Origin of the sequence: Lachnotalea glycerini (assembly GCF_003201285.1) — a bacterium.
Classification (GTDB): Bacteria; Bacillota; Clostridia; order Lachnospirales; family Lachnospiraceae; genus Lachnotalea; species Lachnotalea glycerini.
The window spans coordinates 14068-36307 of the sequence record NZ_QICS01000015.1 but is presented as its reverse complement, the minus strand read 5'-3'; the positions used below and the strand labels follow the sequence as shown (position 1 = coordinate 36307).

The 22240-nt window shown below is 34.8% G+C and carries 18 protein-coding genes; 3 read left to right on the top strand and 15 right to left on the bottom strand.

All coding sequences use genetic code 11. The features are described from left to right. Nucleotides 1–82: 82 nt before the first annotated feature. Entirely contained in the window at nucleotides 83–1522 is a 1440-nt protein-coding gene (locus tag C8E03_RS19035) for an ABC transporter substrate-binding protein (RefSeq protein WP_110291851.1), read from the bottom strand. 60 nt (nucleotides 1523–1582) lie between these two features. Further along, nucleotides 1583–2593, bottom strand: coding sequence for a LacI family DNA-binding transcriptional regulator (locus C8E03_RS19030; protein WP_110291850.1), 1011 nt, complete (start codon nucleotides 2591–2593; stop codon nucleotides 1583–1585). 478 nt (nucleotides 2594–3071) lie between these two features. Here C8E03_RS19030 and C8E03_RS19025 point away from each other — a divergent pair, with 478 nt between their 5' ends. Next, the gene (locus tag C8E03_RS19025; RefSeq protein WP_094376231.1) at nucleotides 3072–5507 is read left to right on the top strand and encodes a GH36-type glycosyl hydrolase domain-containing protein; all 2436 of its coding nucleotides are present in this window, start codon (nucleotides 3072–3074) and stop codon (nucleotides 5505–5507) included. 74 nt (nucleotides 5508–5581) lie between these two features. Here C8E03_RS19025 and C8E03_RS19020 read toward each other — a convergent pair whose 3' ends face one another. Beyond that, on the bottom strand, nucleotides 5582–6001 hold the full coding sequence (locus C8E03_RS19020) for an NUDIX hydrolase (RefSeq protein WP_110291849.1): 420 nt from the start codon (nucleotides 5999–6001) through the stop codon (nucleotides 5582–5584). Between the two features lie 319 nt (nucleotides 6002–6320). On the opposite strand from C8E03_RS19020, the gene C8E03_RS19015 reads away from it, so the two are divergent. Continuing rightward, complete coding sequence (locus C8E03_RS19015; RefSeq protein WP_110291848.1) at nucleotides 6321–6896, top strand: TetR/AcrR family transcriptional regulator; 576 nt, start codon at nucleotides 6321–6323, stop codon at nucleotides 6894–6896. A gap of 109 nt (nucleotides 6897–7005) precedes the next feature. Here C8E03_RS19015 and C8E03_RS19010 read toward each other — a convergent pair whose 3' ends face one another. The 5 genes from C8E03_RS19010 to C8E03_RS18990 all read right to left on the bottom strand — a co-directional run bounded on the left by C8E03_RS19010 (nucleotide 7006) and on the right by C8E03_RS18990 (nucleotide 12658). Continuing rightward, the gene (locus C8E03_RS19010; protein WP_110291847.1) at nucleotides 7006–9183 is read right to left on the bottom strand and encodes a methyl-accepting chemotaxis protein; all 2178 of its coding nucleotides are present in this window, start codon (nucleotides 9181–9183) and stop codon (nucleotides 7006–7008) included. 352 nt (nucleotides 9184–9535) lie between these two features. After that, on the bottom strand, nucleotides 9536–10099 hold the full coding sequence (locus C8E03_RS19005) for a GNAT family N-acetyltransferase (RefSeq protein WP_094376227.1): 564 nt from the start codon (nucleotides 10097–10099) through the stop codon (nucleotides 9536–9538). A 117-nt stretch (nucleotides 10100–10216) separates the two neighbouring features. After that, nucleotides 10217–11395 (bottom strand): macrolide family glycosyltransferase, encoded by a 1179-nt coding sequence (locus tag C8E03_RS19000; RefSeq protein ID WP_330410872.1) that lies wholly within the window; start codon nucleotides 11393–11395, stop codon nucleotides 10217–10219. A 63-nt stretch (nucleotides 11396–11458) separates the two neighbouring features. Further along, a complete protein-coding gene (locus C8E03_RS18995; RefSeq protein WP_094376226.1) occupies nucleotides 11459–12244 on the bottom strand; it encodes a nucleotidyltransferase domain-containing protein in 786 nt (261 codons plus the stop codon). 69 nt (nucleotides 12245–12313) lie between these two features. Further along, nucleotides 12314–12658: a phenylpyruvate tautomerase MIF-related protein gene (locus C8E03_RS18990; RefSeq protein ID WP_094376225.1), complete on the bottom strand. Its 345-nt coding sequence runs from the start codon at nucleotides 12656–12658 to the stop codon at nucleotides 12314–12316. A gap of 314 nt (nucleotides 12659–12972) precedes the next feature. Between C8E03_RS18990 and C8E03_RS18985 the strand changes: the two genes are divergently transcribed. Continuing rightward, nucleotides 12973–13746 (top strand): lytic transglycosylase domain-containing protein, encoded by a 774-nt coding sequence (locus C8E03_RS18985; protein WP_110291846.1) that lies wholly within the window; start codon nucleotides 12973–12975, stop codon nucleotides 13744–13746. Nucleotides 13747–13866: 120 nt separating this feature from the next. On the opposite strand, the gene nadC is transcribed toward C8E03_RS18985, so the two are convergent. The 7 genes from nadC to C8E03_RS18950 form a co-directional block, all read right to left on the bottom strand. Beyond that, the gene (gene nadC, locus C8E03_RS18980; RefSeq protein ID WP_094376223.1) at nucleotides 13867–14736 is read right to left on the bottom strand and encodes a carboxylating nicotinate-nucleotide diphosphorylase; all 870 of its coding nucleotides are present in this window, start codon (nucleotides 14734–14736) and stop codon (nucleotides 13867–13869) included. After that, nucleotides 14708–16027 carry an L-aspartate oxidase gene (locus tag C8E03_RS18975; protein ID WP_110291845.1) on the bottom strand — a complete coding sequence of 440 codons (1320 nt, stop codon included), beginning with the start codon at nucleotides 16025–16027 and terminating at the stop codon, nucleotides 14708–14710. The genes nadC and C8E03_RS18975 overlap by 29 nt, the downstream gene beginning before the upstream one ends. Continuing rightward, on the bottom strand, nucleotides 16017–16931 hold the full coding sequence (nadA, locus tag C8E03_RS18970) for a quinolinate synthase NadA (RefSeq protein WP_110291844.1): 915 nt from the start codon (nucleotides 16929–16931) through the stop codon (nucleotides 16017–16019). Before nadA ends, C8E03_RS18975 begins: the two co-directional genes overlap by 11 nt. 210 nt (nucleotides 16932–17141) lie before the next feature. Beyond that, a complete protein-coding gene (locus tag C8E03_RS18965; protein ID WP_094376220.1) occupies nucleotides 17142–18080 on the bottom strand; it encodes a TIGR03943 family putative permease subunit in 939 nt (312 codons plus the stop codon). A gap of 14 nt (nucleotides 18081–18094) precedes the next feature. After that, on the bottom strand, nucleotides 18095–19330 hold the full coding sequence (locus C8E03_RS18960; protein ID WP_110291843.1) for a CobW family GTP-binding protein: 1236 nt from the start codon (nucleotides 19328–19330) through the stop codon (nucleotides 18095–18097). A gap of 284 nt (nucleotides 19331–19614) precedes the next feature. After that, nucleotides 19615–20880 carry an L-rhamnose isomerase gene (locus tag C8E03_RS18955; protein ID WP_110291842.1) on the bottom strand — a complete coding sequence of 422 codons (1266 nt, stop codon included), beginning with the start codon at nucleotides 20878–20880 and terminating at the stop codon, nucleotides 19615–19617. A 333-nt stretch (nucleotides 20881–21213) separates the two neighbouring features. After that, on the bottom strand, nucleotides 21214–22194 hold the full coding sequence (locus tag C8E03_RS18950; RefSeq protein WP_094376217.1) for an AraC family transcriptional regulator: 981 nt from the start codon (nucleotides 22192–22194) through the stop codon (nucleotides 21214–21216). Nucleotides 22195–22240 lie beyond the last annotated feature (46 nt).

Below are 22240 nucleotides of genomic sequence, written 5' to 3'. Positions count from 1 at the left end.
GCATAATATAATGCTTTATGTTGCATTTATATCCTTTAGTTTATGTAAACTTTCATTATATAAACCCCTCGTAAATTTATATTTATTCTGCTGATAAATAAGGATATAAATCAACTACATAACTCTTAAAATCTTTTACAGCCGTTTCTTTATCTTTGTCACCATTTACATATGAGGTTACCTGATCATCAAAAGCTGTTGTAATATAGAAGTCTTCACCACACATAGCAGGAAGTTCAATTTCCTCTGCAAGAGGAGAAAAATATGACAAGAAATCCTGACCTCCAAGGAAATCAAATTTGCCAACTCCTTCTTCACTTAAGGAAGCAATGGCTTCTTTGTTATTTACATAATCCAAAGATCCCTTGCAAATATTTTTCATTACTTCTGTATCACAGGTTGCTGCTTTCATAATTTTACCGGCAAGATTTTTATCCGAACAATCCTTTGTTGCACCAAGCCATGTACCTCCCCAGTAATATGGCTGTGGTCCTGCGCACATAGCCCAGTCTCCATAAGTTCCTTCGCCTGCTTTTGTGCCACCGCAATTAGCCTTTAAAGTCCAATGTAAGAACCAGGTACATCCCATATATGCAAAGGTGTTATCATTTTGAACATTTGCTGCCCATTCATCAGTCCACTGAGTTGTTCCGTTTGTCAGACCTGCATCCTGTAATGCTTTTGCATAATCCATGTAATCTAACATTGTATCTTCTACAGTCAGCTTTGAGTTTGAATCATACCATGCTGTTTCTCTGGCTGCCTGATAAACTCGTTTGACATCATCTACACCTGAAAATAATTTAGTTGCTCCATTGGAATCTGCCACAATTTTCTTTCCAGTTGCAAGCATAGTGTCCCAATCCTTAAAGAACTCTTGTACTTTATCTGGTTCTGATGTTCCTAGATATTTCTCTGCAAGACTTCTTCTATACATCATAGCCCCAGGGCAAGCCTGCCAAGATAAACCTTTTACTTGGCCATTTACAGTCGCTGCATCAATTGTATACTGGTACATATTTTTCATATCTGCTTCTGTTATTCCAAGCTCACTTACAGGTAGTGTATAATCACTATCCGTATATTTCATGATATAGTCCATTTCCATTGCAATCATATCTGGATATTGAGGATTTGTAGGATCATCTAATAAAGCATCAATCTTAGTCTGATAGAAATCAGTTCCACCTGTATTGACATATACAATTCGGTCTGCGTCCTCTGGATATGTTTCATTGAAATATGTTATAACATTATTCATAACATCTGCATTCCAGCAATATACATAAAATGCATCTTCTGCGTTAGTATTTCCAATCACCTCATTTTCAGGTACCTCCTCGTCTGCTGCGTCTGTAGCCGTTGCTGTATCCGCAGTCTCTGAGGTTTCTGTTTCCTTTTCTGTATCTGTCGCTTCATTCGTAGTTGCCTCTGTCGTTGTAGTTGAAGATCCACCACACCCTGTTAGTGAAACTGTTGCCATTGATGCCGCTAGTGCTAACGCCAACATTTTTTTCTTCATTTTGTTTCCTCCCTTAATTAATTATTTTATTTTTGTACAGTTAATATTGTTTAACTGGTACTACCCTATTTTAATTACCGATCCACCCTTTAGGACCTCACCTTCCACAACTATTCTTTCAATTACCGCTGTTTTTGGTTTTTCAATTAAATGAATCAGCTTCTCAGCGGCAAGCATTCCCAGACTTTTTGTGTCTTGCTTTAATGTCGTAAGTTTTGGATCTAATACTTGCGAAAGTCTTAAACCGTCATAACCGACAACTGAAATATCCTCCGGAATCTTAAGTCCCTTTTCCTTAATTATATTGATTCCCCCTATACAGGAAAAATCATCCGGATAAATAATACAGGTTGGCCGCTCCTTTAAATTTAAAAGCTCTCTGGTCAAAATAGCAGAAGATTCCGTATCATGATAAATACCTTCTTTTACATACTCATCCGGTACTGCAATCCCCAGACTCTCCAACGTTTTATAATAGCTGCCCACACGGTTTTGCGTAACTGCGGAATCTGCTCCATGTATATAAGCAATTTTTCTATGTCCCATATCATATATGTAAGTAATTAAATCTTTCATACCCTTTATGTTATCTGATATAACTGCTATTCGATTATTAAATGTATAATCAATCGTCACAACTGGCAGCTCACTGCTTACTAACTCAATCACCTCGGAATCATGAAAATCAACGCATGCTATTACTACCCCATCTACTCCTCTGTATCTGCTATGCTCTAAATACGACATAGAATTACGTACATTATGTCTGCTGATAAAGGTAATATCATATCCATTCTGTTCTGCAGTAACCTTAAAACTATCCAAGACATGTGAAAAATATTCATGAGTCAATCCACTTTGTGCCTCATCCACAAACAAAACTCCTATGTTATAAGTTCGGTTTGTCTTTAGTGCTCTTGCCGATGAATTTGGAAAATATCCCATTTCCTTTGCTGTCTTTTTGATATATTCTTTCGTTGATTCTCCAATGTCGCTGTGATTATTTAATGCTTTACTGACTGTTGCCACTGACACCCCACATTTTAGGGATATATCTTTCATAGATACCATTTGTACTCCTCCAATTTAAAAAATGTCGGTTTAACAATAATAAAAGCTTTATTCTGTATGTATTGTCCTGTTTATTATACTCATCAAGCGACCATTTAAACAGAGTTTTAATTAACTTAATCGTTTTCGTAATTTAAATATACAACACTATTTATGTTTTTGCAAGTACTATTTTATATTTTTTGTTTGTTTTTACCCTAGTATTAGTTAATAAGTTCTCTTATAATCCTTTATTTATACTTATTCTTTATTTTTTTACTATTAAATGGATAAATTTACGAATACCTTTACTATAGTTTGGATATTTGGTAATATCTGACTGATCGAATTTTTTATTTATTTCATCACTTGTATATTGATTTATAAAGGGTTATAAGCTATACTATTGACATTAGATTCTAATTTGATTTTTACTTAATCGTTTTCTACACGTAACTATTTAGTTCCCTATTATAACGATCGAAATGGAGAATGTACTATGAAATTTGGATTTTTTGATGACAACGAAAAAGAATATGTAATTACAACACCGAAAACGCCACTTCCCTGGATTAACTATTTGGGCTGTGACAATTTCTTTTCCTTATATTCGAACACCTGCGGCGGTTATACTTTCTATAAGGACGCTAAACTTTTAAGACTGACACGCTACCGTTACAATAATATTCCGACTGATACCGGTGGAAAATATTTCTATATAAATGATAACGGTACTATATGGAATCCGGGCTGGCAGCCAACCAAGACTGAGCTTGATTCCTATGAATGCCGTCATGGCTTAGGTTACAGCAGAATTACTTCTTCCAAGAACAAACTGAAAGCCTGCGTTACTGCCTTTGTACCGCTTGAAGATAATTGTGAAATCAATCAAGTTCTCTTAACAAATGATTCAACTGACACGAAAACATTTTCCCTATTTTCTTACGTTGAATTTTGCTTATGGAATGCGGTAGACGATATGACAAATTTTCAGCGTAATTTAAGTATCGGAGAAGTTGAAGTTGACGGAAGTGAAATCTATCATAAGACGGAATACAGAGAGCGGCGCAACCATTATGCCATATTTGCAGCCAATCAAAAGGCTGACGGCTTTGACACCAGTCGTGATGCATTTCTAGGAGCATACAACGCAACGGATGATCCGGCCGTAGTAAATAGCAAGTGCTCTGCCAATTCGATTGCCAGCGGATGGAGTCCAATTGGTTCCCACCATTTTAACATAACTCTAAAGCCCGGAGAATCCAAAAGCCTAATATTTGTACTTGGCTACATTGAAAATAAAGAAGAAGATAAATGGGAATCATTAAATATAATTAACAAGAAGCCTGCAAAGGCAATGCTTAGCCGCTATTCAAGCGATGAACAGGTAACCGTAGCTTTGAATAATTTAAAGGATCACTGGAATCAATTACTTTCCAAATACGTCGTTAGCTGCAAGGACGACAAACTGTGTCGAATGGTAAATATCTGGAATCAATATCAATGTATCGTTACTTTTAACATGTCTCGATCAGCCTCTTATTATGAATCAGGCACAGGACGTGGTATGGGATTTCGTGATTCTTGCCAGGATTTGCTAGGCTTCGTTCATCTAATTCCAGACAGAGCAAGAGAACGTATCATTGATATAGCCTCCACTCAATTTGAAGATGGCAGCGCATATCATCAATATCAGCCACTTACCAAAAAAGGTAACCTAGATATCGGCAGCGGCTTTAATGACGACCCACTATGGCTGATTGCGTGTGTGTCTGCCTACATAAGAGAAACCGGAGATTTATCCATACTAGGTGAAACTGTCCCATTTGACAACGACGAAAGTAAAACCGCATCCCTATTAGAACATTTAAGACGCTCTTTTGACTACACTTTAACCCATTTAGGACCACATAAGCTTCCTTTGATTGGGCGTGCTGACTGGAACGACTGCCTTAACTTAAACTGCTTTTCAAAAGAGCCTGGTGAGTCTTTTCAAACAACAGGTCCTTCGGAAGGTCCTATTGCAGAATCGGTCTTTATTGCAGGAATGTTTGTAAAATATGGAAAGGAATACGCCACTATCTGCCATGAGCTAAATGATTTTGAAGAGGAAGTTCGTGCTTTAGCAGCCGTAGAATCCATGAACAAGGCAGTCTTGGAAAGTGGCTGGGATGGTCAATGGTTTCTTCGAGCTTACGATGCTAACAGTAATAAAGTAGGCTCACACGAATGTACAGAGGGGAAAATTTTTATTGAGCCTCAAGGTTTTTGCGTTCTTGCAGGAATAGGTGTAGAGGAAGGTCTTGCCAAGAAAGCACTAGACTCTGTCAAAGAACATCTTGATACAAAGTATGGAATCATGTTGCTTCAACCTGCTTATAGCAAATATTATCTAAATCTTGGTGAAATTTCTTCTTACCCGCCAGGATATAAGGAAAATGCAGGAATTTTCTGTCATAATAATCCTTGGGTTTCCATTGCTGAATCAGTAATCGGAAGAGGTGACAGAGCCTTTGAGATTTACCAAAAAACGTGTCCTGCATATCTAGAGGATATCAGTGAAATACATCGCACGGAACCATATGTATATTCGCAAATGATCGCCGGAGCAGATGCAGTTTTTCATGGTGAAGCAAAAAATAGCTGGCTGACTGGTACCGCTGCCTGGACTTTTGTTAATGTATCTCAATATATATTAGGTATTCAGCCCGATTACAAGGGTCTTGTCATTAATCCTTGTGTTCCTTCTGGGTTTGGAGATTTTACAATAACAAGAGAATTTCGTAATGCTATTTACTATATCTCGATTAAAAATGAACATAATACTCAAAAAGGAATTTCAAAATTGATTGTTGATGATAAAGAAATGTTCAGCAATCTTATTCCTTTTGAAAAAGGAAAGACTACCTATTATGTAACAGCTATCATGGAATAAATCATAAGGTGCCTATTTAGCATTTAAGTTAATAGGCACCTTTATTATTTTCTCATATACAAACATACACTCTTTTATAAGGTTTTCGTTATACCTACACCGTAACATTTTACTTGTTCTAGCATATGACCAATATTACCTTCACCTGCAAACCGATTACGATCAAAAAAGTCCTCTCCTAACCCCATCCAAACAAGTGGATGAGCTTCTTCACGCAATACAACATTCTCTTTTAAATATCCAACATAAACCTCAACGTAGCAGTTTTGATTATAATATGTAAAATCCATCATATGATTCAGTATAATCTGTGTTCGATTGATTCCAGTCTCCTCTTCGAGTTCCCGATAAGCTGCCTCAAATCCATCTTCTTTTTGTTCGATTTTGCCGCCAACCAGATTGTACAGACCCAAATAAGGAGCTTTACTTCGTTTACAAAACAACAATCTGTTATTTTTTTCATTATATACTATAATGCAGTTATATCCTTGCATACTACCTCCATCATTCAAATAGTTGCCTTAAAGAAAAGGACTATCTAATTTATTTTATCGAAAAACTTACTCTCTTTTTATTATATATTATAATTGCAAAATTTCAATCCATTCAATTTGATACAATCATTTTTTGGCTTCTATACACTAATATACTTTTTTCGTTAAATCAACTTAGTGTTGTTTTTCAAATAATTATTAATTATAATGAGCATAGTAATCATTACTATATCTTATATCCCACAAATAAATAATATCATAATATTTATCACTATTTCAAAGTATTATATTATTTCATACTTTAGATTGGAGGCTTCTAATGAAAGAAAAAACAGCAGATAGACGAATCCGCAAAACTAAATATGCTCTAAAAAAAGGGCTTACAGAATTGATGAGCATCAAGAGTTTCAAAGAAATTTCAGTGAAAGAACTAACTGAAAAAGTTGATTTAAACAGAGGTACATTTTATCTTCACTATAAAGATATTTTTGATATGGTGAATCAAATTGAAGCAGAAATGTTTGAAGAATTTCAAATCGTTTTAAACGTATATAATCCGTTGAATGTGACAGACTATCCTTTGACCTTACTAGAAGACATATTTAAGTTTTTGAAAGAAAATGAAGCGATTTGTGCAGCACTTCTTAGTGCAAACGGTGACATAGCTTTCATAGAAAAATTAAAAAATATTGTTCGCGCAAAATGCTTCCATGACTGGAACTTACTGTTTAGCAAAAATAAAGCAGACAATTTTGAATATTATTTTAATTACATGCTGTCTGGCTGTATTGGTCTTTTTAGTGAATGGCTTCAAAGCGGGTTAAAAGAGTCTCCAAAAGAAATGGCTTTTATCACAAGATCTATTATTATTCAAGGAATCAATTTCATAAAATAAAAAACAGCCCGACCCTATCATTAAATAAGGATGCTCCCTTTTTATAAGCAAAAACTTATAAAACAGAGACATCCTCATTCATGAAATAAAATATTTACTTTTTAAAATATCATACCTTAAATTCACTCACTGCTTTCATGAGCTCCTCTGCCATTTGTGCTAGCTCTGTGGCCGATCTTGCAATTTCTTCTGAAACACTTGTCTGTTCCTCAGTGGAAGCCGTTATTTCCTCTACATCACTACCAGATTCCTCAATAATACCAGCCATTTTTTCCATTGCCTCTGTTACCGAAACACTAGATCCCCTTACCGTTTCTACAAAGTCAACCACTTCTTTCATTTTATCCACTAATTCATATACCGTATGAGCAATTTCTTCGAATGCAGTTTTAGATTCTTGAACTGATTGGATACCCTCTTGTACAAACTCTGTTTCGGTATGCATTAGATCACTTGCAGATTGAATGCTTTCTGTAATTCGTTCAATCAGCATTGAAATTCCTTTTGCTGATTCCTGCGATTGGGAAGCCAGTTTACCGATTTCATCTGCTACAACTCCAAAACCTTTTCCGTTCTCCCCTGCCCTTGCCGCCTCAATAGAAGCATTTAACGATAAGAGATTTGTCTCTTCTGCTATTGAAGTAATCATACTATTAATATTTCCAATCTCAGCAGATTGTTGAATCAGTTCATCCATTACCGATTCTATCTTTTTCGTATGAGACTTAATTTGCTCCATCCCATTAATGGTATCACCTATTTTTTCTTCTCCAGCCTTAGCTTTCTGATTTACAATACCAGCTTCCTCTGCCATATGATTAATTTTACCAACAGAGTCGTATAGCTTTGAATTCATTTCATGTGCCATTAAATTAATACTTTCTACGTATTCTGTCTGGTTTTGCGCATTCGAACTCATTTCTTCCATTCTTTCCGATATACTTTCTGCTGATGTTGTAGTCTCCTCCGAGGCACTTGATAGCTCTTGACTTGAGCTTGATAACTGCTCCGCTATTTGCGAAATATTAAAAATCAAATTTCTCATTGTTTTAATCATTACACTAAGACTTCTTGTCATCTGGCCAAGCTCATCTCCCTCAGATGCTTCAAATACGTGGCACTTTTTACAATTATCAATCTTTGCTATTGCATCAGCCTGAACCTCGCCCCTACATAATGTATTTGACATTTCCCAGCATTTTAAATTTTCATTCTTATAGCCTGGACATTCTGTCTTGTCACAGTTTAATATTTCCCAGCACTTTTTCAAATTCTGTTCTTCTACCTGCACTGTCATATCTCCGCGAGTCACAACTCCCATTACTTTCTGTACTTTTTTAATTTTTTTGACGGTTAAATAGGAATTTAGTGCCGAAGCTCCTGATGCAAGAATAAGCATCACAAATCCAATAATCAAAATTTCCTGAAGCATTGCGTTGACTGCCGATAAATATTCTGATTTGACAGCATTAATAGAAAGTGTCCAGCTTCCTATAGGTAGATACAACGTCATCTTTTTCACTCCGTCGTAAGTATAATAAACCACACCTTCCTTACCCGCCTGCATATCTGGCCATGCTTCATTTAATTCCAAAACACCTGCCTCAGTCATACTTGTATTAATTAATTCCGAGTTTGGATGATAAATAAAATTACCATTCTCATCTAAAAGAAATGCATATCCACTCTCTTCCACCTTTATTTCCTGTAAAACCGACTTAATATAATCAATATTCATGGATGTTGCGAGAACTCCTATTACTTTTCCGCTTCTTTCAATTGGAACACTTACCATTTCTATTAAATTGCCGGTTCCCTGTGATACTAAAATATCACTATGTGCCGTATTTCCTTTTATACTTTCCTGAAAATAAGCACGGGATGAAAGGTCAAGCTCACTGGTTTCCTTATTACCGGAATCAAACAACACCTTCCCCGTACTGTCAATAAGCAAAACGTTTTCCATAAATTGATAGCTCTCTAGTAATTCATCAACCTGATTTCTGAAATTGCTGGCATCATGCCCATACATTATCTCCTCAACGTCAGAGGTATTGCTTAAAATTGAAAGCTGCTGTTCTTGATTAGTCCGAGTGTTTTCTATATCATCTTTCGCACTCTCCAACTTTAAGTGAATTTGCTCCTCAATTTCCCTTGTAATCTCTCTTGCACTTAGCTGATATAAAATAGTTACAATTGTTACAATTAGACCAATTACAATTACTAAATTAATTAAAACATTTTTGAATAGCAAACTGCTTTTTTTTATCTTTTGTTTACGTTCCATTAAATAACTCCTCTCTTTATCTACTTTGCATATTATTAATAATATTCATGTTCATTATACAACAAAGTGTTGTTTATAGTAAATAGGTATTTGTACTATTTATGTTTTTGAATGCGCATCGTGTTTTTATTTCATAGGAATCAAACTTTTTTACGTTACCACCAAGGTCTTTCCTGTGAACTAAAAAAGTATCCCAAAAATAATCTGGGATACTCAAGACTATAGAGCTCTAATAAAACACTTAACTTCTCCGTTTACATTTTCATATAATATTTAGCACTCTCTTATTTTATAAAATCCATCCTACTTCTATTATATAAAAGTGCGACTTACTATGTAGCTCTCCTTGTTATCATTTTAAGCGAATCCAATAGTTACCATATTCCGTTCCATCATGACCTGTCAATTTATCTTCTGATTGTTTGAAACCAATACGCTTTAATGAATCAATTCTTTCCCTTGCAAATGATGCAGCTTTTGTCGCTATCATAGTGCATTCAAACAAATCATATGCAGTGGATAATATAATCGTTAATAATTCATAGACACATTTTTCATTTTCATAGTCACTTCTTAAATCCATCCTCAGAATTGCACATGCATTAAAATGATCTTGGGAAGTTCTATGAAATAATTCAATTGTCCCAATTATTTCATTACTATTTTTATCAATTATTGACCATCTTACAAATCCTTTTCTCTCATACTCCAAAATCCAATACTTTATTGCCTCTTGCATTTGTACAAACGTTTTATAGAAAAAATTATCACCATTACAATTATCACTATTAAAGTAGGGAACTGCCCTTACATCACTATACACTTTTAATAAATCTTTAGCATCATCTATCTCAACCAACCGCAATAAATATTTATCATTTTCCAATACTGGACATTTTTCATAAACTTCTTTCATACTATTTTCAATCTCCTCTGATTTTTCATAATTATTTCTGCTACATCTCTCTTTGCATAATTACAATCATGGTTTATACCTCGCCTTTCAAATTTTAGCTTAGAGATTAAATAATTTTTATTTCCCGGCAACTTCTAATATTTTATTAGCCGCCAATTTAGGACCGCCACATTTATGAAAGTCTTTTGCTATTATTTCTGCATTTTTTTTGTAAATGGGATTATTGAGTATCTCTTTTACCGCTTCCTTTATAGCCGACACACTATTGTCTTTCAAATAGACTCCAGCACCTAATTCATTTACACGGTAGGCTACCCCGCCCTGTTCGCTTGTCTGTGGAAACAGTATCAACGGTACTTTATAATACAGTGCTTCATTTACACTATTCATTCCACAATGCGTGACAAATAAATCTACTTGTTGTAATACTTCAATTTGGTTTACACTTCTTTCAACTTGAAAGTTTGCGGGAATATTGCCCAACAAAGCCATATCAATCACATCACCAACTGACATTATCACGTTCATATCACTGTCTTTTAATGCTAACATACAATTCCGAAAAAAGGAACTATCTTGATTATTTACCGTACCAAGAGATATGTAAATAGTCTTTGTAACAGTCTTTGTGATTTTATAGTCGATTTGACGTACAGATGGTCCAACAAAAGTATACTTATCCGAAAATGTCTCAGCGCATGGCTGAAATTCTGGTGAAGTGTATACAATTGTATTGGTTTCATTATCATTTTGTATCATTGACAATACGCCCTTTACCGGATATCCCTTATCCCGCAGCTTCTTGATGCTCTTCTTTGCTTTTGACATTGAAAGCAACATACTAAATAGAGGAATGATTCCTTGCTTCATAATTTTAGAAGAATATCGGTTAAATGCAAAAGTAGTTGTAGATGAAACAAATGGAATATTTAACTTAAAAGCAGTCATTTTCCCCCATGCAGCCATAGAATCCGCTACAATGCAATCCGGCTTCCAGTCCTTCATTTCCTCAATAATTGCCTCATCTAATGCCAGCGTAGTGTTCACTAATATTTCCATTGAAAAAGCAATATCTTTTCCAACACGCTCCGCATCTTCTGGTTTTAAATTCATCTGGATATCATACTTATCACAAGAAATATACCTTGCTCCTGTAGATTCTATCTTATCTTTCATTGTATCATAAGAATAATACCAGACTTCATTTCCCCTCTTTACCAATTCCTTAACAACTTCTAATGTAGGATTGGTGTGTCCATGTGCCGGAATACAGAAAAATGCTATTTTACTCACCATTCGTTCCCTCCTTACCTACTTCTTTAACGCATCAGCTCCCCAATTCATTTTTCTACTTTTTTACTACCACTCATTTACCAATGGTCTGGGCTTTAACCACCAAGTTTCATAGTCCTCCTGATATCTTGTCAAAACTTTACTATAGTCCTCCTCTTTGTAATCCGACCATTCCAAAAAAGCTGTAACAAATGCATCACAATCACTGTCCAGTCCTGATTTAGCAAAGCTTTTACCCAACACTACAATTTCTTTTGGCTTATACTTCATCTGTTCAACTATTTCCTCCAGCTTTCGGTTGGATGCGAACAGCACTTCATTCTTTTGGAGTATCATACGGTATACCATATAGATTATTTCAGACATCACATGGATTCTCATATAACCTTCCGGCTTACAAACTTTCCAGAAATAATGATAATTCACCATCAGTGCACTATAAAAGGAAAGCTGTTTATCATCTTTTTCTTCCTTTTGAAAAATAGGGATTTGATTCACAATACTCTCAATTTCATCATCCTTGCTGAATAAAACCCGGGCACACAAAAAAGAATTCCTGGTTGGTTCACTTCCTTTATGTACCGCCATCTGAAGATACTCCTTAGTCATATACTTAATATCAAAATATCCTTTCTCATAAGTACACATTCCGTTAATCGTTTCAGAAAGTGTTTTGTTTATTCTTCTCTTTTCATATTCTTCCTGCGTTACAATAATCATTGCATCTAGATCTGAATCCGGTCTTTCCGTTCCCTTAGCTACTGATCCCCCAAATACAATTGCAATTACTTCTTCTCTTTTCTTAAAGAATTCAACCAAAATTTCTAATGATTCCTTATGATGTTGATACATAGCTATCCTCCCTAATACATTATGAAAAATTTTTCTTACCAATTAGTGATTCACTCAATTTCCATTGAATTAAAAATTGCTACCATCCCATCCCCATATACTTACTTCCTCATATTTTACATAAATCTTATCCGTTGAAACAAGAAGTTCTTCACTTATAATTTCCGTAATCTTTTTTGTTAATGCTTGATAAGCTTCTTTTGTAGACTTTCCGAAAATTTTCACTTCAATAAATGCTATATTGTTGCTTCCATCCCCTCTAAAATACATAGATTGTCCTCCATCAAAAGCGCACATTAACCAATTTTCGCTTTTCCCCGGTATTAATTCTATTGCTCTTCCAAACCTTTCTTTCATGGCTATCTCTTTTTCTTTACTAATTTCTACGTTTGTTTTTGTACTTATATATGGCATATAACTCTCCTTTACTTCTCTTTTTACCACATTATAGTTTATTCAATCTGGTTAGTCAAATCATTCCTTATCTAAACTTCAAACATCTATTCACATTATTTTATAGGGATTCTATGTAAAGGATATCTTAAAGTAAATCGCTTTATTTGAATATCTAAAAATACTATTTCTGCATTTATCATATAAATGAATAAATTTTTCATAAATTATCAATAAATACTTGTAATTATTATGATTTTACTATAAAATTAGATATAACAATAACGTAGCAGATGTTTAAAATTATACTTTAAAATAATTAATGAGGTGAATACATGTTAGGAGTAAATCGAGTAGACGGTTATGAAAATGTAAGTACTAAAGATAATAATGTTTCCAGTACAAGTGTAACTGGATCATTTTCTTCATATTTGGGAGAAACTTCTACTTTAAGTGATATTTTTGAGCGTGCCGCCAATAAATATAATATTTCGGTCAATTTATTAAAGGCTGTTGGAAAACAGGAATCAAACTTTAATGCGGATGCTGTTTCTCGCTGTGGTGCTCAAGGAATTATGCAGCTTATGCCTGCAACCGCTTCCTCCTTAGGAGTTACAGATTCTTTTGATCCAGAGCAAAATATTATGGGTGGTGCTAAATATTTATCAGAGTTATTAAATACCTATGATGGAAATATCTCTTATGCCTTAGCTGCCTATAACGCTGGAGGCAATAACGTAAATAAATATGGCGGTATTCCACCCTTTAAGGAAACACAAGATTATGTCGTAAAGGTTACTGCTTACATGCAATCTGGAGTTGATGTGCCGGATACTACCTATTCTGCGTCTACATCTTATAACAATACAACAAGCAGTGATAAAGGGCTTTCCGATAGTCTACAAGAAAAGATAAAAGAATTAAAGGATTTATTTAACTATGATGATTATTTAACTTTTATTAATCTTTTTATTAATAATAAAGAAATAACAAATAATGATGATGAGTCTGATGAATCAAAGAATAAATCTGCCTCAGATAACTCTTCTTTAAATCAAATTAATTATTCACCTGCTATATTGAATCTCTTGACCTCTTCTACTTTATAAAACAATCAAGCCTATTATACTTTCATTGGGATATAATAGGCTTTTAACTTGACAATAATATTGTTTTCTTATTCGTTATTTATTTTTTATTGATTTAAAACACAAAACATATAGTTTTTACTATTTTTGTAACTTCATTTTCGGATGTAAGTTTTTAAGTGAAAAATCTAAAATAGGAGCGGAATGTGTTAGAGCTCCACACGATACAAAATCAACTCCGATTTCGGCAATTTCCAGCAATCGCTCTTTCGTAACATTACCCGAGCATTCTGTCTGAGCCTTACCATGAATTATTCTCACGGCTTCTGCCATATCCTCATTACTCATATTATCCAACATGACAATATCTGCTTTTGCTTCTAGGGCTTCTTTAACCATTTCAAGAGTTTCTACCTCTACTTCTATTTTACGGACAAAAGGTGCATACTCTCTAGCCATTTTAACCGCCCTTGTGACACTGCCTGCCGCCCCTATATGGTTGTCTTTAAGTAAAATGCCATCTGATAAATTATACCTGTGATTGGCTCCTCCTCCTACCGTAACCGCATATTTTTCAAAGAGACGCATATTTGGAGTTGTCTTTCTGGTATCAAGTAGTTTTGTCTTATAATCCTTTAATTCCTTTACATATTCATTTGTAATAGTTGCAATTCCACTCATTCTTTGTAAATAATTAAGTGCCGTTCTCTCACCTGACAAAATTGCACGGATATCACCCTCAATGACTCCTATTAATTCCTTGTTCTTTACACGGTCTGCATCCTTATAAGACGTTTCAAAAACGATGTTGCTATCCAACAATTGAAATACTCTTTCAAATACCCCAAGTCCGCATATGATTCCATCTTCTTTACATATCAACTCCGCCTCTCCTATTGCTTCTTCTCTCATCACAGCGTTTGTTGTAACATCCTCATTCGTTATATCCTCTCTCAATGCATTGAGCAGGTATTCATCTATATTAACCTTTAAATTTACACCATTTATCATAAAAATTCTTATCCCTTCTCTTTATTTCATTTGAAAGCAATTTTCTATTCTCCTTTTGCCACTGATTCTTATCCTTGTATTTTTCTAAATCTACTCTTGCACAAGGTTGAAGAACCACATGATTGTAGTCACTTTCTACAAAACATCTTGCTGCATTTCTTGCAAATACCAGACTTTCAAGTAAGGAATTACTAGCCAGCCGATTTGCACCATGTACTCCGTTGCAAGCTGTCTCACCAACTGCATAAAGATGCTTTGCTGATGTTCTTCCATTGATATTTGTCTTAATACCACCCATAAGGTAATGCTGTGCCGGCGTTACGGGTATCAATTCATCAAATGCATCATACCCTTCCTCCAGACATCTATTATAAATATTAGGGAAATGTCTCAATATTTTTTCTTTTTTTATATTTGCAAGACTTAAATAAACATGATTGGTATGATATTTATTCATCTCATCATAAATAGCCTCAGTCAGTAAATCTCTTGGCAATAATTCGTTAACGAAGCGCTCTTTTTTTTCATTGAGTAATACGGCTCCCTCTCCTCGAACGGACTCTGATATCAGAAATCTTCTGCCTTCCTTTTGAGAATACAATACAGTAGGATGTATTTGTATATAATTGATATCATGAATTTCAATACCATGTCGCAGAGATATACACAAACCATCACCGGTAATATGAGAATAATTGGTAGAGTTTTTAAAAATTCCTCCAAGCCCTCCCGTAGCAAGATAAACTGCTTTTCCATAATAACAGCTAAGTTCTTCCTCACAACTTGAAACAATTCCGCTGCATTCATTATTCTTGATAATCAAATCAAGCATCCATGTATTTTCCAAAATACTTATATTATTATGCTTTTTTACTTCCATCAAAAGCTTTTCTACTATCTCCTTACCCGTTATATCCTGATGGTGCAGAATTCTATAAGTTGAATGCCCTCCCTCTCTTGTATATTCAAAGGTACCCTCTTTCGTCTTATCAAAATCTACCTTATAATCTACCAATTTTGAAATAATATTTTGAGAAGAACATATCATTTCTTGTACCGATTCAGGGTTATTTTTATATCGACCTGCTTTCATCGTATCCTCATAATACGAATCGTAATCGTCTAAGCTGCGCAACGTGGCAATACCTCCCTGTGCCAGATAGGAATCACTTTTTGTTATTTCATCCTTTGTAATCATTAAAACCTTGCATTCGTTAGGCAAGGATAGAGCCGTAAATAAACCGGCTGCACCTGTGCCTACAATAATTGCATCATATAAATTATCTTCCATTTGCCAACTCCAACATTTTCTTTAAGGGCATGAACGCTCTTATTCTCATATTCTCTGCTATCTTGACCTCTGTTTCCATATTTCTTAAGCTATTGGCTACTTTCTCAAGTGTTATCTTTTTCATATTAGGACAAAATTGCCTATGTCCTACCGAACAGAAATGTTTATCAGGATTTTTCTCTTTCAGCTCATGTAATACTCCTAATTCCGTGCATATTAAAAAATCACTGCTTTTACTTTTTGTTGCATAGTCAATTATTCCTGATGTGCTTCCTATATAATCTGCTAATTCAAGTACATCTTTTTTACATTCTGGATGTACAAGTACTTTCATTTGGGGTTTTGCAATTTTTGCTTTCCAAACATTTTCTTTTGAAATACTAGTATGCACATGACAAAACCCTTCATTAAAAATGAACTTTTTTTCAGGCACTTGCGATGCCACGTATCTACCTAGATTCTCATCCGGTATAAAATAAATATTTTTATTTGGAAGTGCTTTTACAATTTTAATTGCATTTGAGCTTGTCACACAAACATCAGAATACATTTTAAGTTCTGCCGAAGAATTGATATAGCATACAACTGCTAAGTCATTATATTTTTCTTTCATTTCTATAATTTTATCTACATCAGCCATTCCGGCCATTGGACAGTCTGCCAATACCTCTGGAAGCAACACTGTCTTATCCGGACATAATATTTTAGCACTCTCACCCATGAATTTAACACCAGCAAAGCAAATTGTGGTTTGTGAAACCTGAGTGGCTATTTCGCTCAAATAATATGAATCACCCACATAATCCGCAATATCTTGTATATCATCCATTACATAATAGTGTGCTAATATAACAGCGTCTTTCTCTTTCTTTAATTGATTAATTTCCTCTACTAAATCCTTCATGTATTTCTCCTATCCATTATTCCTACCATGTATTTTCCATACTCCGTTATTTACTATGACACGAATTTTATTTTTTGTCAATACATGTGTATATATAACTGTATTGTCAATTATCTTTTGTGATTCTATTACTTTAGTATTTCCCAAAAAAAAAATACCTTTCAAAATAAAAAGGTATTTTTCTCTTAAGAATCGTATATCAAAAATATTTTAATAAAAATAAACCAAATCTTCCTCAGGTTTCTTACCGGCGGCTATTTTTTTCGCATATAGTACGGGACCTTTGCCTTTATATTCCTCTCTGTATTCGATTCGAACTTCTGCCGTAATTTTAATCCACTGTCTATGCTTTAGCTTATCTGCGTTCTGACTCTTACAAATAAACCCAATAAAGGAAACGTCATCTGCGCAGCATGTCATAGCATGTCTACCTGGAACAAACAATCCCTCATTTAACTGTTTTGGTTTGTAAACTAACGCAGTAAAGGAAATAGTCTTTCCTTTATACTTTTCAGGATGATCCATAGCATCTATATACCAGATGCCGTAATCATCATCTTCAATCTCTATTATTTCTGCATTCAAATCAAACGGTAATAATTCAGAAGTATCCTGAGAATCAAGCTCATCTCCCTCAAAATATACCTGTGCCTTTCGATTCACTGCCTTTACACTTCTTCGAAATGCTGCCCTATCCATATCATTCGTACAGCGATTAAATATTACCATATCCGAATCTGTATAGTGATTAACCAGCATAGAACGCATATTGTTCATATACGACTGGTAGGTTTCTCCGTTAATTAAGGTTATAATCTGAATCACTTCCCAATATTTTGGAAAACTCATATTTAGGAATTTCTTGGTATCCCATGTTCCATTCAGCTCAATAAAAACCCGTTCGGGATCGTATTTCACGCTACAGTCTTTCAGAAATTGCCCGGTGAATTTTTCTTCACTTTCCACAATAACAATTGAAGCGCCGTTTTCTTTTAAAAATGTTTCATCAAACTCCTCCAACCCTTCTTCACACAAAATAATTAATGTCTTTTCACCATGTGAAAAATTGGGGTCTTGTATGGTATCCTTTATAAATCCAGTTTTCCCACTTTCCAAAAATCCTGTAAATAAATAAACTGGTACTTCCATCTTTCTTTCCTTTCTTACCTGTTAAACAATGTCTCAATTTCGCTTTCCTTTAATTTAGTACCAATTACGCACAAACGGCCTGTATAATCCGGTTCGCCATCTCTGATTTCATATTCACCCGGAACTAAATCAAACTGCATCCAAGTGCCCTCATCTGACTGCACAATACCTTTTGCTCTAAGAACCACACCAAAGTCAGTAGTATTTGCCAGCTTTTTTAATATCTCCTCTAAAGCTGACTTATTATACTTCCTAGGGGTTTCCTTTCCCCAACTGGTAAATACTTCATCTGCATGATGATGTCCCTCATGATCGTGATCATGACCGCAACATTCCTCGTCATGTTCATGATGGTGATCGTGACCGCAACATTCCTCGTCATGTTCATGATGGTGATCGTGACCGCAACATTCCTCGTCATGCTCATGAGGATGATCGTGACTACAACAAGCTTCGCCATGCTCATGATTGTGATCATGACCGCAACACGCTTCGTCATGCTCATGAGAATGATCGTGGCCGCAACATTCCTCGCCATGCTGCTCATGAGGGTGATCGTGACCGCAACATTCCTCGCCATGCTCATGAGGGTGATCGTGACCGCAACACGCTTCGTCATGCTCTTTTACTTCTTGCAACAGTTTTTCTGCCATATCTTCTTTCTTCTCCATTGCCTCCAAAATTGTTTTTCCATTCAACTTTTCCCAAGGAGTTGTTATAATTGCTGCATATTCATTATGCTCTATAATGGCTTTTACACATGTATCAAGCTTCTCATCACTTAATTTATCCGTTCTACTAAGGACGATAGTCTTAGCACTCTCTATTTGATTATTAAAAAATTCTCCAAAATTTTTCATAAACATTTTGCACTTAATCGCATCTACCACAGCTACGAAGCTATTCAATTTTATATTTTCGTTTTTTAAATTTTGAACAGCCTTAATTACATCTGAAAGTTTTCCTACACCTGAGGGTTCAATGATTACTCGATCAGGCACATATTTGTCTAATACTTCCTGTAAGGCTGTTCCAAAATCTCCAACTAAAGAACAGCAGATACATCCGGAATTCATTTCTGTAATTTCAATTCCCGAATCTTTTAAAAAGCCTCCATCAATTCCAATTTCTCCAAACTCATTTTCAATCAATACTAATTTTTCACCTTCAAAGGCTTCTTTAATTAGTTTCTTTATTAAAGTTGTTTTGCCAGCTCCTAAAAAGCCAGATATAATATCAATTTTTGTCATTTTAATTTCCTTTCTTCATCTTGTTTTCAATACGAAAAAGATCATTTTTTGCTTCTAACTGTAAAATCCAATAAACTCCATATTTTCTTATTATACTCTCTTTTATAGTGAATTATCAAGACTTCCAGAATGATTTTTATTATCACTTACCTTTTTGCCAAAGCATAGCACATGCTTTCGATTTCTAACAATTTTCTTCACATGAAAACAGCCGTAATGCGAAAAGCTGTTATATCAACGCTCCTGCTATTACGACTGTTATTACATATTTATTAATTAAATGATTAAGCTCTCTTTGATAGAATCACATCTTCATATTTCTTTACTTCATCTAGCCATTCAAGTCCAACTCCTGCCTCTTGCTGTTGACAATAGTAATCCCATACGAATGCAAATGGGGCTGCCTTAAATTCTTCCTTATATGCCAGTCGCGCACTAACGTCTCCATTCCTCTCAATTTCTTTCATCACATCAACTGGTTGTAGCAAAGCCGCCAACATAGCTTTTCTTGTATTTCTAAGACCTGTTACCCAAGCAACAATCCGATTTATTGATGCATCAAAAAAGTCAGTAGCGATATAAGTATCCTTTAATTTGTCCATACGCACCAGCTCTTCCATAATTGCTCTTGTTTCATCATCAAAACTTACCACATGATCGGAGTCCCAGCGAATCGGACGTGATACATGTAATAATACTTTGTCTGAAAAAGTAAAGATAGAGGCTAATTTTGCAGAAACCACTTCTGTTGGATGGTAATGCCCAGTATCAAGAGTCATAATAATATGATCCTTATTCGCTTTCATTACATAACCCATACAAAATTCATGAGAACCCGCTGTAAAGCTTTCTGCTCCAATACCAAATACCTTTGACTCAATACCATCAATAACACCTTTCACATCCTTGGTTGCCTCAAAGATTTGGTCATAGCTATCCTTTAGTCTTTGTCTTGGTCCGATTGTATCAATTGGTACTTCCTTGTCACCATCTGGCGTCCAATGGTTGATAATGCACGGTTTTCCTGTCTTTTTGAAAAAGTATTCGCCAATTTGACGGCATCTGATTCCATGCTCAATCCAAAATTCACGGATTTCATTGTCAGCGGAGGATAAAGTTGCTTTGGCACTCTTTGGATGCGAAAAATAAGTTGGATTAAAATCCAGACCAATACCCTTTTCTACTGCCCAGTCTACCCATTTATCAAAATGCTTTGGATCGATTTCATTACGATCGATAAATGTATCTGACTCTTGATAATTTGCATGTAAATTAAGCTTAAGCTCACCAGGTATAAATTTCATAGCAGTCTCAATATCTGCACGCAACTCTTCTCCATTTCTGGCTTTACCCGGATAATTTCCAGTTGTCTGTATTCCTCCGGTTAAGGTTGAATCCTCTTTTTTCTCACAGCCGGCAACATCATCCCCTTGCCAGCAATGCATTGAAATTGGCGTAGCATTTGCTATTTCTATTGCTTTGTCTACATTTATACCATACTGGGCATAAAATTCCTTTGCTACCTCATAGCCTTTCTTTACATCATACATTCTATTTCTCCACCTTTCCCTTTCTCACACAATAATCTTTTAGATCACTTTATATATTTTACTTAAAATAAAAATTTGTACAATTTAGATCAAAAAAACTGACTAGTCCGCATCAGCTCTCTAATCCCTCACTCATGAAAGACTTGACCGCTTTCCAATGCCGAATGTAGTCACTCAGTGACATTTTCCACTTGCATTCGTGCGCATTGTATTTTTATTTCATAGGAATCAATACTTGTATATGTTAACAACAAGGTCTTTCTTATGAAATAAAAAACCTGCTTTATATATTGATTATATACAAAGCAGGTTCTTGAAACAAGGACTTGTTTTTTATATTTTTACGTCCTTATTTTCCATATCTCTATATTGTTTTGGACTAACATTATACTTCTTTTTAAAAATGCGATGAAAATAGCTGGTATTATCATATCCTACCATATAAATAATATCTGTTATAGGTAGTTTAGTTGCTGTTAACAAATGAGTTGCCTGATTTAACCTTTTGTTTTGCAAAAGCTCTTTAAAGGTACTTCCCGTACTGCTTTTTATCATCTTGCTAAGACTGGATACCGAATGATTAAGCTGGTTTGCCAATTCAGTAAGATTCGCAATTTTATAACTTTCTTCAATATATTTAAGTACCTTAATTGCAACCGTATGATACATTAGATTTTGCTCATCATGCTCAATACGTTCCGTTTGATTTACTAACTGCATAAATAGAAGTCCCATAGTGGTCTGATCAATTTGTCTATGATTATGCTGCTTATTGAGTAAATCCCACACCAGATTTTCAACCAGATTCTGTATCGGTATGATATCAGCTACTTTATAATGCAGATAACTGGCTCGTTTCGTATTTTGCCTTAATGTGTTTACCAGAAAATCACTTAAAGCATTTTCCTTATTTAACATAGGTAATACTTCGTCAAAGAATTCTGGTAAAATGATAAAATTAATTCCTATATCATTCATTTTTGCAGGTAAAATCTCATGATAAGAAAACTGGTTTAAAAACAGCAAATTACCTTTTTCCAAAATGACTCTTGTGTTACCATTAATAATATGCGTTGTTTTTCCTGTACACATATACATAATTTCAATGTAATTGTGTTTATGGGCTGGAAAACCTATAAAACGAGTATGTGTTCTGATGTCAATTAAGCTTCCCTTATTAAGCATTTTATTGCTGTCAATTGTAAATTCACTACTCGTTGTATAAATTCCCCTATTAATCTGTTTATCTCCAATTAGTATTCTTTGTTCTTCTTCTGTTACAGGTTTTAAGCATTTTAGTAATTCAGCATTCATATTTTCCTCTATTCATGCAGCATCACATTTACATACAGATAAATGT